At 61.8% G+C, this 14571-nt stretch carries 10 protein-coding genes and 2 pseudogenes; 9 read left to right on the top strand and 3 right to left on the bottom strand.

Going from position 1 to position 14571, the window contains the following annotated elements:
* Positions 1–92: 92 nt before the first annotated feature.
* Positions 93–3065: an Rne/Rng family ribonuclease gene (locus HB777_14420; protein ID QND64960.1), complete on the bottom strand. Its 2973-nt coding sequence runs from the start codon at positions 3063–3065 to the stop codon at positions 93–95.
* Positions 3066–3717: 652 nt separating this feature from the next.
* Between HB777_14420 and HB777_14415 the strand changes: the two genes are divergently transcribed.
* From HB777_14415 to HB777_14375, 9 genes are all read left to right on the top strand, one after another.
* On the top strand, positions 3718–4977 hold the full coding sequence (locus tag HB777_14415; GenBank protein QND64959.1) for an N-acetylmuramoyl-L-alanine amidase: 1260 nt from the start codon (positions 3718–3720) through the stop codon (positions 4975–4977).
* A gap of 213 nt (positions 4978–5190) precedes the next feature.
* A complete protein-coding gene (locus tag HB777_14410; GenBank protein ID QND64958.1) occupies positions 5191–7647 on the top strand; it encodes a penicillin-binding protein 1A in 2457 nt (818 codons plus the stop codon).
* Positions 7648–7764: 117 nt separating this feature from the next.
* Positions 7765–8896 (top strand): peptide chain release factor 2 gene (locus HB777_14405; GenBank protein ID QND64957.1). Its coding sequence is split into 2 segments (ribosomal slippage): positions 7765–7830 and positions 7832–8896, totalling 1131 coding nucleotides; the frame shifts between segments, so codons are not numbered across the junction.
* A gap of 39 nt (positions 8897–8935) precedes the next feature.
* On the top strand, positions 8936–9358 hold the full coding sequence (locus HB777_14400) for a GFA family protein (protein QND64956.1): 423 nt from the start codon (positions 8936–8938) through the stop codon (positions 9356–9358).
* 192 nt (positions 9359–9550) lie between these two features.
* The gene (locus HB777_14395) at positions 9551–9925 is read left to right on the top strand and encodes a hypothetical protein (protein ID QND64955.1); all 375 of its coding nucleotides are present in this window, start codon (positions 9551–9553) and stop codon (positions 9923–9925) included.
* Positions 9926–10080: 155 nt separating this feature from the next.
* Positions 10081–10449, top strand: a complete 369-nt coding sequence (locus tag HB777_14390; protein ID QND64954.1) for a GFA family protein — start codon at positions 10081–10083, stop codon at positions 10447–10449.
* A gap of 176 nt (positions 10450–10625) precedes the next feature.
* Positions 10626–11276, top strand: coding sequence for an OmpA family protein (locus HB777_14385; GenBank protein QND64953.1), 651 nt, complete (start codon positions 10626–10628; stop codon positions 11274–11276).
* Positions 11277–11519: 243 nt separating this feature from the next.
* Positions 11520–12125: a hypothetical protein gene (locus HB777_14380; GenBank protein ID QND64952.1), complete on the top strand. Its 606-nt coding sequence runs from the start codon at positions 11520–11522 to the stop codon at positions 12123–12125.
* A 146-nt stretch (positions 12126–12271) separates the two neighbouring features.
* The gene (locus HB777_14375; GenBank protein ID QND64951.1) at positions 12272–13177 is read left to right on the top strand and encodes a c-type cytochrome; all 906 of its coding nucleotides are present in this window, start codon (positions 12272–12274) and stop codon (positions 13175–13177) included.
* Between the two features lie 104 nt (positions 13178–13281).
* On the opposite strand, the pseudogene HB777_14370 reads toward HB777_14375, so the two are convergent.
* Both HB777_14370 and HB777_14365 read right to left on the bottom strand, forming a co-directional pair.
* Positions 13282–13549, bottom strand: a pseudogene (locus HB777_14370) (DUF2798 domain-containing protein).
* Between the two features lie 47 nt (positions 13550–13596).
* Positions 13597–14482, bottom strand: a pseudogene (locus HB777_14365) (NmrA/HSCARG family protein).
* Positions 14483–14571 lie beyond the last annotated feature (89 nt).

Genomic DNA, 14571 nt, shown 5'->3' with positions numbered 1-14571 from the left:
CCATCGGAACGCCAGGTATGAAAAATCCCGCGCCATCTTTCGATGGCGCGGGATTCTTCTTGTCAGAAAATCACTTCAAGTGACTGAAAGGCTTAGAAAAAGCCTTTCCGCTGCCACCAGCCGGCGCGCTTCGGCTTGTCCTCGGTCTTGGCCGCGGGCTCTTCCGCAACGGTCGAAGACACCACCGGCACGACCGGCGCATCGACGGCCGCCGGCTTGCGCCGTGACGGGCGGGCCTTCGGTGCATCCTTGACGGAAGCGACGGCTGTTTCGTCGGGTGCGGCGGCCGGCGTCTCGACCGGTACTTCCGCGACCACTTCGGCAGCCGGCTCTTCGGCGACGATTTCGGCCGCGGCCTTCTTCGGCTTGGCGGCACGACGGGGCTTCTTAGGCTTTTCAGCGATCGGCGCGTCGTCATTGGCCGGCGCAAGCACCACCGGCTCTTCGGCCGGTGCGGCAACGACCGGCTCGGTGGCGATCACCTCGGTTGCCGAGACTTCGACTTCAGATGCGTCGGCTGTTTCGCCGGCGCTTGCCTCGGCCTCGCCTTCACCGTCTTCGCGGCGGTTGCGTTTGCCGCCGCGCTTGCCACGCCGGCGCTTCTTGCCCTGGCCTTCGTCCGAAGTGCCTGGGCCTTCATCCGAAGTGCCCTGGCCTTCGTCCGACGCCTCAACCGTTTCCGATGTTTCGGCGACACCAACGGGGGCGTTGTCGTCCGCTTCCTCCTCGCCGTCCGCCGAGTCGGAGAACTCGCCAGCCGGAGCGGAGACGGAAGTCCCGTCCGCAGGGGCGCCATGTTCGCGGTCGCGGTCCTTGCCGCCGCGACGACGCCGACGCTTGCGGCGCTTGCGGTCGCGGCCTTCGCCGTCCTCACCACCGGCAGCGGGCCGAGGCTGTTGTTGCTGCGGCTGCTGGCGCGGCTGTTCGGCCTGCACCGGCGCCTCGTCGTCTTCCTCGACGACGACGATCTCGTCCTCGGGCTCTTCCGGCTCGACATAGGCCGGGAAGCTGCGTGCCTCGACGAAGCCTTCCGGCTTTTCAGCCAGCGCGCCGCGGAAGATCGCATAGTGCTGCGCACCGACCGAATCGTCGGCCTCGACGGTGATCGTCAGCCCAAAGCGGCTTTCGAGTTCCACCAGCGTGCCGCGCTTGTGGTTGAGCACGTAGAGTGCGGTCGCCGCCGGCGTCCGCACTGTGATGTGGCTGCGCGAATCCTTGAGCAGGAATTCCTCGATCGCCCGCACCACCATCAGCGCGACCGACGAATCGGAGCGCACATGGCCGGTGCCGCCGCAATGCGGGCAGGGCTTCATGGTCGATTCCAGCACGCTGGCGCGGATGCGCTGGCGTGACATCTCCATCAGGCCGAAATGCGAGATACGGCCGACCTGGATGCGCGCACGATCGTTCTTGAGGTGATCCTTCAGCCGCTTTTCGACGGAGCGGTTGTTGCGGTTCTCCTCCATGTCGATGAAGTCGATGACGATCAGGCCGGCGAGATCGCGCAGCCTGAGCTGACGCGCGACTTCCTCGGCCGCCTCCAGATTGGTGTGGAGTGCGGTGTCCTCGATCGAGTGCTCCTTGGTGGAGCGGCCCGAATTGACGTCGATGGCAACCAGCGCCTCGGTCTGGTTGATGATGATGTAGCCGCCGCTCTTCAGCGTCACCTGCGGCTGCAGCATGCGGTCGAGCTGAGCCTCGATGCCGTTGCGCACGAAGATCGGCGTCGTGTCGCGGAACGGCTGAACCACCTTGGCGTGGCTCGGCATCAGCATGCGCATGAAGTCCTTGGCTTCGCGATAGCCTTCCTCGCCGGAGACAAGAATCTCGTCGATATCCTTGTTGTAGAGGTCGCGCACGGAGCGCTTGATCAGGCTGCCTTCCTCATAGACCAGGGCAGGGGCCGTGGACTGCAAGGTGAGATTGCGGACATTTTCCCAAAGCCGCATCAAATATTCGTAGTCGCGCTTGATCTCGGCCTTGGTACGGCTCTCGCCGGCGGTGCGCAGGATGACGCCCATGCCCTGCGGCACTTCGAGATCGGCAACGACTTCCTTCAGGCGCTTGCGGTCCACCGCGCTGGTGATCTTGCGCGAAATGCCGCCGCCGCGCGCCGTGTTCGGCATCAGCACCGAATAGCGGCCGGCAAGCGACAGATAGGTGGTGAGGGCCGCGCCCTTGTTGCCGCGCTCTTCCTTGACGACCTGCACCAGCAGGATCTGCCGGCGCTTGATCACTTCCTGGATCTTGTACTGGCGGCGCACCGGCTTGCGGCGATTGCGCACTTCTTCCAGCGCATCCTCGGCACCGACCGATTCGACCTCGTGATCGTCCGGATGCGAGGACTGTACTTCTTCCAGCATGCCGCGATCATTGTCGCCGGATGTGGCTTCGCTGCCCTGTTCGGCCTGCGGGACGGGTTCGGAAATCACATCGCCTTCGACCACGGCGGCGATCGATGTCGGGCCACCCTCGCGGGTTTCCGTTTCGTCCTGGTCAGCCGAAGCTTCGTCATGCTCGGACGCGCCGGCGTGCCCCGAGGCATCCGAATGTTCCGATGTATCGGCTGCGTGTTCGATGATCTCGGAGGTGTGGGAGATCTCCTCGACAACGATGTCGCCATTTTCGCTGCCTTCGCCTGCCTCGTCGGAATCGGCTGCATCGCGCTTGTGCTCACCGCGGTCGCGGGGCTTGCCGCCGCGCCGGCGGCCGCGCCGCCCACGATCGCGGCTCTGGCGATCATCGCCGTCGCCGTCCTCGTTCTCTTCGTCCTCAGCCTCCTGCGCTTCCGCGCGCAGCAGTGCCTGACGATCGGCGACCGGGATCTGGTAGTAGTCGGGGTGTATTTCACTAAAGGCGAGGAAACCGTGACGGTTGCCGCCATACTCGACAAAGGCTGCCTGAAGGGAGGGCTCTACGCGCGTTACGCGGGCCAGGTAGATGTTTCCTTTGAGCTGCTTCTTGTCCTGGGATTCAAAGTCGAATTCTTCAATACGGTTACCGCGAACGACGACAACGCGTGTTTCCTCCGGGTGGGAGGCGTCTATCAGCATTTTGTTGGGCATTATTTCGTTTCCCCCGGCAGCCGTCAGCCGCAGCTTGCGAGGCAAAGCCTGCTGCTGCGTGTCTGGAATGTGGGTGCCGGATATTTGAACGTCCGCCGGCCGCCGCTTGAGCGCCATGGCGGTGCCGCCCGCAGCCATACTGGCGCGGTTTGATGCGGACCTTTCCATGATTGCGCTTGAAGCCATCGTCACCAGCAGAACCTTTTGAACCAAAGCCCGGACGAACCGGACCAGCTTGTTTGCTCATACAGAGCCGGCACGGGGACAAACCCGGCCGTTTTCCTCACGCAGGCGATTCCCCCGCCACGGGAGCACGCCTGCGAAATTCGTCGCGATCACCTGAACCCTTTTCGCGTGAAGCGAAAGGAGCCGCCTTTACATCTGACCCTGTAGCAAGAAGCTGCGGAGGAGGGCGGTTCCAGGATTGCAGTGATCCACCATCGCTTTTATGATTTGGCGGGGTGGAAGGCAACCCCGATTTCCGATGCCGGCAAAAAGCAGTTCCGTGACGTAAGTCTGGGTTACGACCTGCATGAAAAGGCTTGGTTAACCTTCTCTGGATACCAATCGTTAATCGAGTTCGCGGCCTAACCGGCATTTCGACAAAAACGACCGGGCGCCTGGCGCCAAACCGGGAGCGACTGGAAGAGAGATGGGACTGGCAGACTTCACAGACAAGGGATGTCGTGTTGGCGGCCGGATTCTCGGCGCTTTCTGCCTCTTGCTGCTGGCGATCTGTTCGGGCTTTTCCTCAGTCGCCAATGCCGCCGACGCTCCGCTGGTGGCAAAAGGCTACAAGATGGCCGGCGATGCCACCAAGATGCGCATCGTCATCGATTTCGATCGCGAACCCGATATCAAATGGTTCCTGTTGCGCGGCCCCAGCCGCCTTGTCATCGATCTCGCCAATACGAGATTCGCCATTGACGCCAAGGATTTGAAGGCGCGCGGCCTGGTCAAGGGTGTGCGCCTGGGCCAGCTCGGCGAGGGCGTTTCGCGGCTGATCCTCACCGGCAAGGGGCCGTTCGCCGTCGACAAGCTCGATGTGCTCAAGAACGAGGACGGAACCGGCTACCGCATTGCCATCGACATGTCGGCGGCCTCCGCACGCGAATTCGATGCCGCACTTGCCAATCAGGCGCTGACCACCGGATCGACGGTTTCGACCGACAAGGGAGGGCGGGTCGGCACCGGGCCGGTCTCCAATCCGGGCCATCGTTTCACCGTCGTCATCGACCCCGGCCATGGCGGCATCGACGGCGGCGCCGAGGGCCTGAACGGCACGATCGAGAAGAACGTCACGCTGGCCTTCGCCACGGAGCTGCGCGACAAACTCGCGGCCGTCGGCAATTACGATGTGTTCATGACGCGCGACACAGACGAATTCCTGCGTCTGGACGACCGCGTGCGCATTGCCCGGCAGCATGAGGCCGACCTGCTCATTTCCATCCATGCCGACACGATCAGCGTCAAGGGCATTCGCGGCGCCACCGTCTACACCGTCTCCGACAAGGCTTCGGACCCCGAGGCGCAGGCGCTTGCCGACCGGGAAAACCTCTCCGACCAGTTCGCCGGCATGGAGATCAAGAACGACAGCAAGGAAGTCACCGACATCCTGATCGACCTGATCCGTCGCGAAACGCACAATTTCTCGATGAGTTTTGCCCACACGCTGGTCGGCCAGTTGTCGACCAGCGTCGGCCTTATCAACAATCCCCAGCGTTCGGCGGGCTTCAAGGTGCTCAAGGCGCCCGATGTGCCATCCGTGCTGGTCGAACTCGGTTATCTCTCGAACGCCAAGGACGAGGCGCAGCTGCTCAACGCCGACTGGCGGGGCAAGGCCGCCCAGAGCATAACCAATGCCGTCGCGCTTTTCGCTTCAGCCAAGGCCGGACCGGGAACCGGAGGCTGACATGCAAGGCGGCGGCTGCAACCAGAGGCAGCGTTGCGCGACGACAACACCCGGTGCTTTTATTTCCGGCTCGCGGCCGCGAAATCCGGCATTGCCGTATTTTGTCCACATGGTGGCGACAAGGGTTTTCGATTACGGATTGGGACCGGCTCGAAAGCTTGCGCGAAAGGCGGCTTCGTTTAGGAAATTCCCGAACCAAGGACTGGAGCGGGTATGATTCGTCTCATTGGCTATTTTTTCGGCATCGGCACGACGCTGGCCCTTCTGGTCGCGGCGGGCGTTGCCATTTACATCGGCCATTTGTCGAAGGATCTGCCCGACTACGAGGTGCTGGCCAAATACGAGCCGCCGGTGACCACCCGCATCCATGCGTCCGACGGCGCGCTGATGGCCGAATATGCGCGCGAACGGCGCCTGTATTTGCCGATCCAGGCCATACCGGACCGCGTCAAGGCGGCCTTCCTGTCGGCGGAAGACAAGAACTTCTACAACCATCCCGGCATCGACGTGACCGGCCTTGGCCGCGCCATCATCGTCAACCTGCAGAATCTCGGCTCGGGCCGGCGTCAGGTCGGCGCCTCGACGATCACCCAGCAGGTGGCGAAGAACTTCCTGCTGTCCTCGGACCAGACCTACGAGCGCAAGATCAAGGAGATGATCCTCGCCTTCCGCATCGAGCAGGCCTATCCCAAGGATCGCATTCTCGAGCTCTACCTCAACGAAATCTTCTTCGGCTTCGGCGCCTATGGCGTCGCCGGTGCGGCGCTGACCTATTTCGACAAGTCGGTCAACGAACTGTCCGTGGCCGAGGCCGCCTATCTGGCCTCCCTGCCGAAGGGACCGAACAACTACCACCCCTTCAAGCATGCCGATCGCGCGATCGAGCGCCGCAACTGGGTCATCGACCAGATGGTCGAGAATGGCTACGTCACGCGGGAGGAAGGCAACAAGGCCAAGGCCGAGCCACTGGGCGTGACGCCGCGCCGCAGCGGCACCTATCTGTTCGCCGGCGAGTACTTCACCGAAGAGGTGCGCCGCCAGATCATCGCCCGCTACGGCGAGAATGCGCTCTACGAAGGCGGCCTTTCCGTCCGCACCACACTCGATCCGAAGATCCAGCTCATTGCCCGCAAGTCGATGCAGAACGGGTTGATGAAATACGACACGCTGCGCGGTTATCGCGGGCCGGTGAAATCGATCGACGTGTCGGGCGACTGGGGCGTGCCGCTCGGCGACGTCAAGGGGCTGGAGGATGTTCCCGAATGGTCGCTCGCCGTCGTGCTCGACAGTTCGGCGACAGGCCTGTCGATCGGCCTGCAGCCCGCGCGCCAGGCATCCGGCGACATCGTCAAGGAACGCGTCGAAGGCACCGTCAGCAAGGACGACATGGGTTTTGCCATGCGCCATGTGGTCGACGGCAAGACCGTCAAGGCCAAGTCGCCGGCCGAGGTGTTGAAGCCGGGCGACGTCATCTTCGTGCAGAAGAACGATGGCTCCGATGGCGCCTACAGCCTGCGCCAGGTTCCCGAGGTCGAGGGCGGCCTGATCGCCATGGATCCGCATACCGGCCGTGTGCTGGCCATGGTCGGCGGCTTCTCCTACGCGCAGTCCGAATTCAACCGCGCGACGCAGGCCATGCGCCAGCCGGGCTCCTCGTTCAAGCCGATCGTCTATTCGGCGGCGCTCGACAATGGCTATACGCCGGCTTCGGTGATCATGGACGGGCCGATCACCATCCAGAGCGGCAACACGACCTGGACGCCGAAGAACTACGACGGCACCGTCGCTGGTCCGGCGACCCTGCGCTCGGGCATCGAGAAGTCGCGCAACCTGATGACGGTGCGATTGGCAAATGACATGGGCATGAAGCTGGTCGTCGAATATGCCGAGCGCTTTGGCGTCTACGACCATCTGGCACCCTATCTGCCGATGGCGCTGGGCTCCGGCGAAACCACCGTGATGCGCATGGTGTCGGCCTATTCGATCATGGCCAATGGCGGCAAGTCGATCAAACCATCTCTCATCGACCGCATCCAGGATCGCTACGGCAAGACGGTGTTCAAACAGGATGAACGTGGCTGCCAGGGCTGCAATGCGCCCGAATGGCAGAACCAGCCGGAGCCGGAACTGGTCGACAATTCCGAGCAGGTGCTCGATCCGATGACGGCCTACCAGATCACCTCGATGATGGAAGGTGTCGTGCAGCGCGGCACCGGCGCCACCATCGGTGAACTCGGCCGCCACATCGCCGGCAAGACCGGAACGACGAATGACGAAAAGGACGCCTGGTTCATCGGTTATACGCCCAACCTCGTCGTCGGCCTCTACATGGGCTACGATACTCCGCGCGGCCTTGGCCACGGCGCCACCGGCGGCGGTCTGGCGGCGCCTATCTTCAAGGACTTCATGCGGGTGGCGCTGGACGGCACGCCCAATGTCGACTTCAAGGTGCCCGAAGGCATGAACCTGGTCGCCATCAATCGCAAGACCGGCATGCGTGCCGCATCGGGCGATCCGGGCACCATTATCGAAGCCTTCAAGCCGGGCACTGGTCCTGCCGACAGCTATTGGGTGATCGGCATGGGCGCCGACGGCTCCAATGCCACCGGTGGCGCGCTGTCGCCGCAGGCCAATCAAGCCATCCAGTCCGGCGGCGGCGGCCTCTACTGACGATTTTCAGGAGCGGATGGGCTGGCCTTGCGCCAGCCCATTTTGCTTTACAGCCGGCGGCGGCCTCCCTATGTATCGCGCCGACCGATTTCAGCAAACAGGACAGAACAGCCAGCCATGCGCGCGGAAACGCAGAATATTGTCGACGAGATCAGGCAGGCGATAACCCTGCTGAGGAGGCATCTTTGACTGGGATCAGGCCATAAAGCGGCTTGAATACCTCAATGTGCGCGCCGAGGACGCCAGCCTCTGGAACGAACCGCTGGAAGCGCAGAAGCTGATGCGCGAACGCCAGGGCCTCGAAGAAGGCATCGCCTCGGTGAAAGGTCTGACGCAGGCGCTGGAAGACAATATCGGCCTGATCGAACTCGGCGAGGAAGAACGCGACGAGGGCGTCATCGCCGAGGCTGAAGCCGCGATCCGTTCGATGCAGGGCGAAGCGAAGGCCCGCCAGGTCGAGACGCTGCTGTCGGGCGAAGCCGACTCAAATGACACCTACCTCGAAGTCCATGCCGGCGCCGGCGGCACCGAAAGCCAGGACTGGGCCTCGATGCTGCTGCGCATGTACACGCGCTGGGCCGAGCGGCGGCGCTTCAAGGTCGAGGTGCTGGAAATGCATGACGGCGAAGAAGCCGGCATCAAATCCGCCACGCTGCTGATCAAGGGCCACAACGCCTATGGCTGGCTGAAGACGGAGTCCGGCGTGCATCGCCTGGTGCGCATTTCGCCCTATGACAGCAATGCGCGCCGCCATACGTCCTTCTCCAGCATCTGGGTCTATCCAGTCGTCGATGACAGGATCGAGATCGACGTCTCGGAATCCGACGTGCGCATCGACACCTATCGCTCGTCCGGTTCGGGCGGCCAGCACGTCAACACGACGGATTCAGCGGTCCGTATCACCCATATCGCCACGGGCATCGCGGTCGCCTGCCAGGCCGAACGCTCGCAGCACAAGAACAAGGCCAAGGCCTGGGAAATGCTGCGCTCGCGGCTCTACGAGGAAGAGCTGAAGAAGCGAGAAGCGGTGGCCAATGCCACCGAGGCGTCGAAGAGCGACATCGGCTGGGGTCACCAGATCCGCTCCTATGTGCTGCAGCCCTATCAGCTGGTGAAGGATCTCCGCACCGGCGTCGAGAGCACCAGCCCGTCGAGCGTGCTCGATGGCGACCTCGACGATTTCATGGAAGCCTCGTTGTCGCAGCGCATCGAAGGCGGCGCGGGTGAAGCGGTGGCGGACCTGGACTAGAATCGGGACATACCTGGCGTGGAGGCAAAGGAGGAACGGGTGCCCAGCAAGCTCACCGGAAAGTGCTTTTGCGGCGCGGTTCACTACGAGGTCGCCGACGAATTCGTCTATGCCGCGAATTGCCATTGTTCGAACTGCCGGCGCACCACCGGTTCGGCCTTCAAGCCTTTCGCCGGCATCGAACGCGGCAAGTTTGCCCTCACCGCCGGGCATGACGAACTCCTGATTTTCGGCGACGAAAGCGGCCATGACGCGCATTGCGGCCGCTGCGGCTCCTTGCTTTATTCGCTCGTGCGCGACGGCGCCTACGTTCATGTCGCCATGGGAACCCTTGTCGACGATCCGGCCATTCGTCCAACCGCGCATATTTTCGTCGGCTCGAAGGCCGGCTGGTTCACCATCACCGACGATCTGCCGCAGTATGAAGAGCACGTCGTGGCTGCCGGATCCGTCGGCGAATAGGCTGCGGCCGGCCACACAGCAATTTCTTGCGCCGACTCACATTTGCGCTCACCATCCATGCATTGAGGGGAGACAAAAAGCATTTATGGCCGGTCGCGGCATATCTGCAAGCTGACGATCTGGCCGCTGGGAAGACACGTTCCGGGAACGGGCAAGCGAAACGCTTGACGCTCGTTTGAAAGGAACGTTTCCATGTCTGCCACATCCAGATCGGCCAATGCCGTTCAACCGGCTGGCCGACTTTTGTTTTCCCTGTTGGCAATCGGCGCGACCGCAATGCTGACGGCATCTGCCTTGGCGCACGACGCCACGCCGACGGCGGCAAAGCCGCAAGGCTGGAGTTACCCATTCGCCTGCTGCGCCAACTATGATTGTCGCACCACCCATACCGGCGAAGTGTTGGAGAAACCCGAGGGCTATGTCATCGCCGGGACGGGTGAGGTCGTTCCGATGAGCGACAAGCGTGTCAAGGACAGCCCGGACGGCGAGTTCCACTGGTGCGCGCATCAGGCCGGTCTCGACGCTGGCAAGACGATCTGCCTGTTCGTGCCGCCGCGCTCCTATTGACGACGGGACGGCGGTCGGACATCCACGGTCGCGTGTGACGGGGGCCGCAGTTCGGGTTTGTGCGCTTCGGTGGACGCCTGCTGACAGACAGTTGTCAGGAGCACCTCTTTATGCTGCCTTTGCCGCACAGGGCGGGCGACAGGAGGAATTCGTTGATGACCATCAAGGCAAGCTGTCATTGCAAGGCGACGACATTCGAGGTTTCGCAGGCACCGCAGACGGTGACGCAATGCACCTGTTCGTTCTGCTCGAAACGCGGCTCGCTCTGGGCCTACTACATCCCATCGCAATTCAAGCTCACCAGCCCAGCTGAAAACGTTTCTGTCTACCAGTGGGGATCGAAAACCGTAAAGCACGGTTTTTGCGCCACCTGCGGCTGCGGCACGTTCACGCAAACGCCGGATTGGTCGACCGGCGAGCCGGATTTCGACAATCCCAAGATCAGCGTCAACGCGCGGCTGTTCGACGATTTCGATCTCGACAAGGTCGAACTGGTGATCATCGACGGCAAGAATCTCTGGTAGCCCAGTTCAGGCCATCCCAGCACGAAGATGCGCAATCACGCCGAGGAATTGGCCCTCCGGGAAAAGCCGTGGGCGGCGCTTTTGCCGTTCCGCTTTTCGCCGCATTTCATGGTACAAGTCGCGGGAAGGGCTGATTTGGCGCCACCGCAAGGCGTGACTTGGAGAGGGACGATCCTATGAAAAAGACTGTGCTCGTCGTCGTGGCGACGGCTGTGCTCGTGAGTGCCTGCACCACCACCGATCCGTATACCGGCGACCAGAAGATTTCCAACACGGCGGCCGGCGCCGGCCTTGGCGCCCTGGCGGGTGCCAGCCTTGGCCTGCTTGCCGGCGGCAATGACCGCCGCAACGCGCTGATCGGCGCCGGCATCGGCGCGCTGGCCGGCGGCGCCATCGGCGCCACCATGGACCAGAACGAAGCCGAACTGCGCCGGCAGCTCGAGGGCACCGGCGTCAGCGTCACCCGCAGCGGCGACCAGATCATCCTCAACATGCCGTCGGACATCACCTTCAACTCGGATCAGGATGCGGTGAAGCCCGGCTTCTACCAGGTGCTGAACTCGGTTGCGCTGGTGCTGAAGAAGTTCAAGCAGACCACGGTCGACGTCTTCGGCCACACCGATTCGACCGGCGGCGACCAGCACAATTTCGACCTGTCGCAGCGCCGCGCTCTGGCGGTCGCCAACTATCTGTCCGGCCAGGGCGTCGATCAGCGCCGCTTCGCCGTCACCGGTTTCGGCAAGACGCGTCCCGTCGCATCCAACGCCACGTCCGAAGGCCGCGCCCAGAACCGTCGCGTCGAGATCCAGTTGTCGCCGCTCACCTGAGCTGTTCGGCAAGTCAATGCGAAACGGCCCCCCGATGGGGGCCGTTTTCGTTTGAGCTGATGCCGCCGCTCTTCGATAGGACATCATAAGATTAGCTATTGCTAAAATATAGCTTTCCCGCAGCCATGGAAAGGAATAGCATCATCGCTGTTCCAGAGGGGATGAGGCGGTACAACTGGCCGCGAAATCAGCATTTTTCCGCCTCGGTCTTGCACGGCCAGATCAGTAGTCTGGGAGGAATGCATGGCAAGAACAGCCACCCTTGGGCGCTGCGGCGTCCTCGCTTTTACAAGTCTCGCAAGCGCATGGTTGGGCATCGCTACGGCCCTGGCCGAGGACGCCAACAAGGCCGACATCGATGCCTTGAAAAAGTCCCTCGCCAAATATGAGGACTACACCGCGGCCGTCCGCGACCTTTATCTGTCGACAGTCGGCTGCGTCTATTTCAGCGGCGAAAAGATACCGGGCGCGATGGATTACCCGAAGGGCGCCATGGGTATCCATTTCGTCAATGTCCCGAGTGTCGGCCAGAAACTCGACCCGATGCACCCCAATGTGCTGATTTACGAGCCCACGAAAAAGGGTCTGCGCCTGGTCGGGGTGGAATGGCTCGTGCCGCTGACGCCGGACATCAAGGCGCCGCCGAAGCTGTTTGGCCAAACCTTCATGGGCCCGATGGAGGGACACTACCCGCTCATCCCGAAGGAGTTCGTGCACTATGATCTTCACGCCTGGTTCGGCGACAACCCGAACGGCATGTTCAGTCCGACGAACCCGAACGTGAAATGCAGCAAGGCCGAGTTTCCGATGCTGGAAAAGCCGACCAAGATGATGCCCGGGCCGATGTAACGGGCGAGTCAGGCATGGTTAGATCAAACACGTATGTCTGCTTCCGAGGCGAAGCGGCCATTTTCGGCTACCGTTGCCATGCCCGCCGCCAGCAAGCCCTTGTTCTAAGATAAACCCGTCATGGAACCCTCATCAGAGAGGATACAATGATCAAGCGGGGGCGCATGTGGGTGATAAGGGCTTCGTGGGTCCTGTGGCTTTTTACACTGCCCGCCCAGGCGAGCGACTTAGGTGACCTTGTCAGGAATGGCGACGTCGCAGCGGTGACGTCCGCCTTGGACAAAGGCGCGGCTGTCAACGAAATTGACGGTGTCACGGCGCTCTACATCGCCTGCGAAGCCGGACATGTCGAGTTGGCAAAACTTCTGATCAATCGTGGGGCGGACGTTAACCTGCCCGTCAGTTGGCAAAGAACGCCACTCTACGCCGCCAACAAGGGTGGGTACGCCGACATCGTAAAGCTGTTGCTCGACAATGGGGCTAATCCAAATCAGGTGGCTAAAGCCCAGACCCCGCTGCACGTGGCTGCCGAGAATGGCTGCCTTCAATGCGTCATCCATCTTGTGGATGCCGGAGCAGAGGTCAATGCACTGACATCGAATGGAAATCCGCCCATACATTTGGCCAAGCTCAGTGGTCACGACGACGTCGTGGCCTACTTGCGCAGGCATGGCGCCGCACGGCCGGCCCTAGCGCCGATTTCGCCACGACTTGCATCGGCAAACGCTGAATCGGGCAAAGAAATTTTCGGCAGAACGTGCGGGGTTTGTCATCTTGCAGCGCCGGGGGTCAAGGTTTCCAAAAAAGCCAGTCTGTGGGGCATCGTAGGGCGGCGGAAGGCTTCGCAAAGCGATGTCGAGTATTCGTCAAGCCTGAAGGACGCCGGCGGCGATTGGACTTTCGAGGAACTCAATTTTTTTATCTCAAACCCCGCACTTACTTTGCCTGGAACAGATATGATTTTCCCGGGTCTGCAGGACGAGAAGCAGCGAGCAGACGTCATCGCTTACCTGCGGACCTTGAGTGACACGCCGCTGCCGCTTCCCGACTGATTGCTCCTGTCTGGCGGGTACTGTGATCCGTAGATAACTTGCAGCGGCGCGAGCGGAATCGAGCCACCCCAAGATCAAAAACACACGCGGATGCGAACGTGGCCCTAGGAGCGGGCGGGCTGATCGACGATCATTGCGACGATCCGGCGTACGATTGGAAGGACCATCAGCAGGCTTGGAAACGCGACAAGCCATGATGCTCCCCCACGCATACGACCAAGTCGCCACGAAACCGCTCGCCCAGCCCGTGCCTATTGCGGTCGAAACCGCGGAGACAATGCAGGACATGAGGATTGAAAGAACGAACGGCATCACCACCACGCCGTAGGAAGGCGGTAGTTTTCTCAATTTCAAAACCTTATCGCGTGACATGAAAATCTCCTGGTCAGAAAATGTGAATGGAGCCGTTGTGACGGCGATCAGGCGGCGTGCGCCGTTCGCAGGGTCAGTTCGCGAATGAAGCTTTGCAAAGAGCGTGGCTCGCGGCCCAGGGCGGCACGCAACGCCAGGCTGTTTCCGCCAAGGCCATATTGAGCGTAGTGGGCGTGTACCTTGGCCAGCAACTGCATCTGGCAGTCGCTGTAGGGGGAGGCGGGCATTCGCCGCCCATTCTTCAAACGTCGGCTCGCCGGCAGAGATCGGGCGGCCAAGTTCCTCACCCATCATTGAAACGATCTCGTCGCGGCTGTGCGTACCGGCGCAAAGTTCAAGCGTTGCATAGGACAGTCGCGATTCGGTCAACGCGATCGCAGCCACTTCGGCGACATCGCGGTAATCGACACGCGCCACCTTTGCTGTCGTTGGAAACGGTTCCGAGAAGACGCTATGCTCGATGACCGACGGCCAGGCCGCCTCGATGTTCTGCATGAAATTGGCTGGGTGCAGAATGGTGTATTCCATGTCAGTCGAGTAGAGAGCGGCTTCGACCGGCACTTTGCTCGCGTGGTTTTCCAGTCTCGTATTGGTAGGCTGGATCACTGACGAGAAGACGAATTTTCGAACGCCTGCCCGGCTCGCCGCTTCAACCATGGCAACACCCATCGCGGCTTCATCGGGAGCAAAAGCCGGCCCGATGTGAAAGACGCCGTCGACGCCCTCGACGGCGCTTTCCAGACTCTGATGGTTGCGCAAATCTCCGATCGCGACCTCGGATGCTCCGAGCTTCCTGGCCTTTTCGATGTTGGCGGGATGGTCGCGAACGAGCGCTCGAACATTGGCATTGCGGCGGACAAGTTCAGGCACGACCAGTCCGGCAAATCGACCTGTGGCGCCGACAACCAGGACAGTCGAATTGGGTGCTCGCATGACATTTCCTTCCATCAAGCCTGCCCTTTCGGGCCTTCTTGCTGGGACAATAAAATCTCGCGAACCGCGTTACAATTCATCGATACTGC

Source organism: Mesorhizobium loti (assembly GCA_014189435.1).
Lineage (GTDB): Bacteria > Pseudomonadota > Alphaproteobacteria > Rhizobiales > Rhizobiaceae > Mesorhizobium > Mesorhizobium loti_G.
Note: the sequence above shows the minus strand (reverse complement) of the source record. Positions and strands in the feature narration are given on the sequence as shown.

Excerpts from the sequence above, each read along its gene's own strand:
- HB777_14420 (QND64960.1), bottom strand. The coding sequence starts at position 3,065 with ATGCCCAACAAAATGCTGATAGACGCCTCCCACCCGGAGGAAACACGC.
- HB777_14415 (QND64959.1), top strand. The coding sequence starts at position 3,718 with ATGGGACTGGCAGACTTCACAGACAAGGGATGTCGTGTTGGCGGCCGG.
- HB777_14410 (QND64958.1), top strand. The coding sequence starts at position 5,191 with ATGATTCGTCTCATTGGCTATTTTTTCGGCATCGGCACGACGCTGGCC.
- HB777_14395 (QND64955.1), top strand. The coding sequence starts at position 9,551 with ATGTCTGCCACATCCAGATCGGCCAATGCCGTTCAACCGGCTGGCCGA.
- HB777_14390 (QND64954.1), top strand. The coding sequence starts at position 10,081 with ATGACCATCAAGGCAAGCTGTCATTGCAAGGCGACGACATTCGAGGTT.
- HB777_14385 (QND64953.1), top strand. The coding sequence starts at position 10,626 with ATGAAAAAGACTGTGCTCGTCGTCGTGGCGACGGCTGTGCTCGTGAGT.
- HB777_14380 (QND64952.1), top strand. The coding sequence starts at position 11,520 with ATGGCAAGAACAGCCACCCTTGGGCGCTGCGGCGTCCTCGCTTTTACA.
- HB777_14375 (QND64951.1), top strand. The coding sequence starts at position 12,272 with ATGATCAAGCGGGGGCGCATGTGGGTGATAAGGGCTTCGTGGGTCCTG.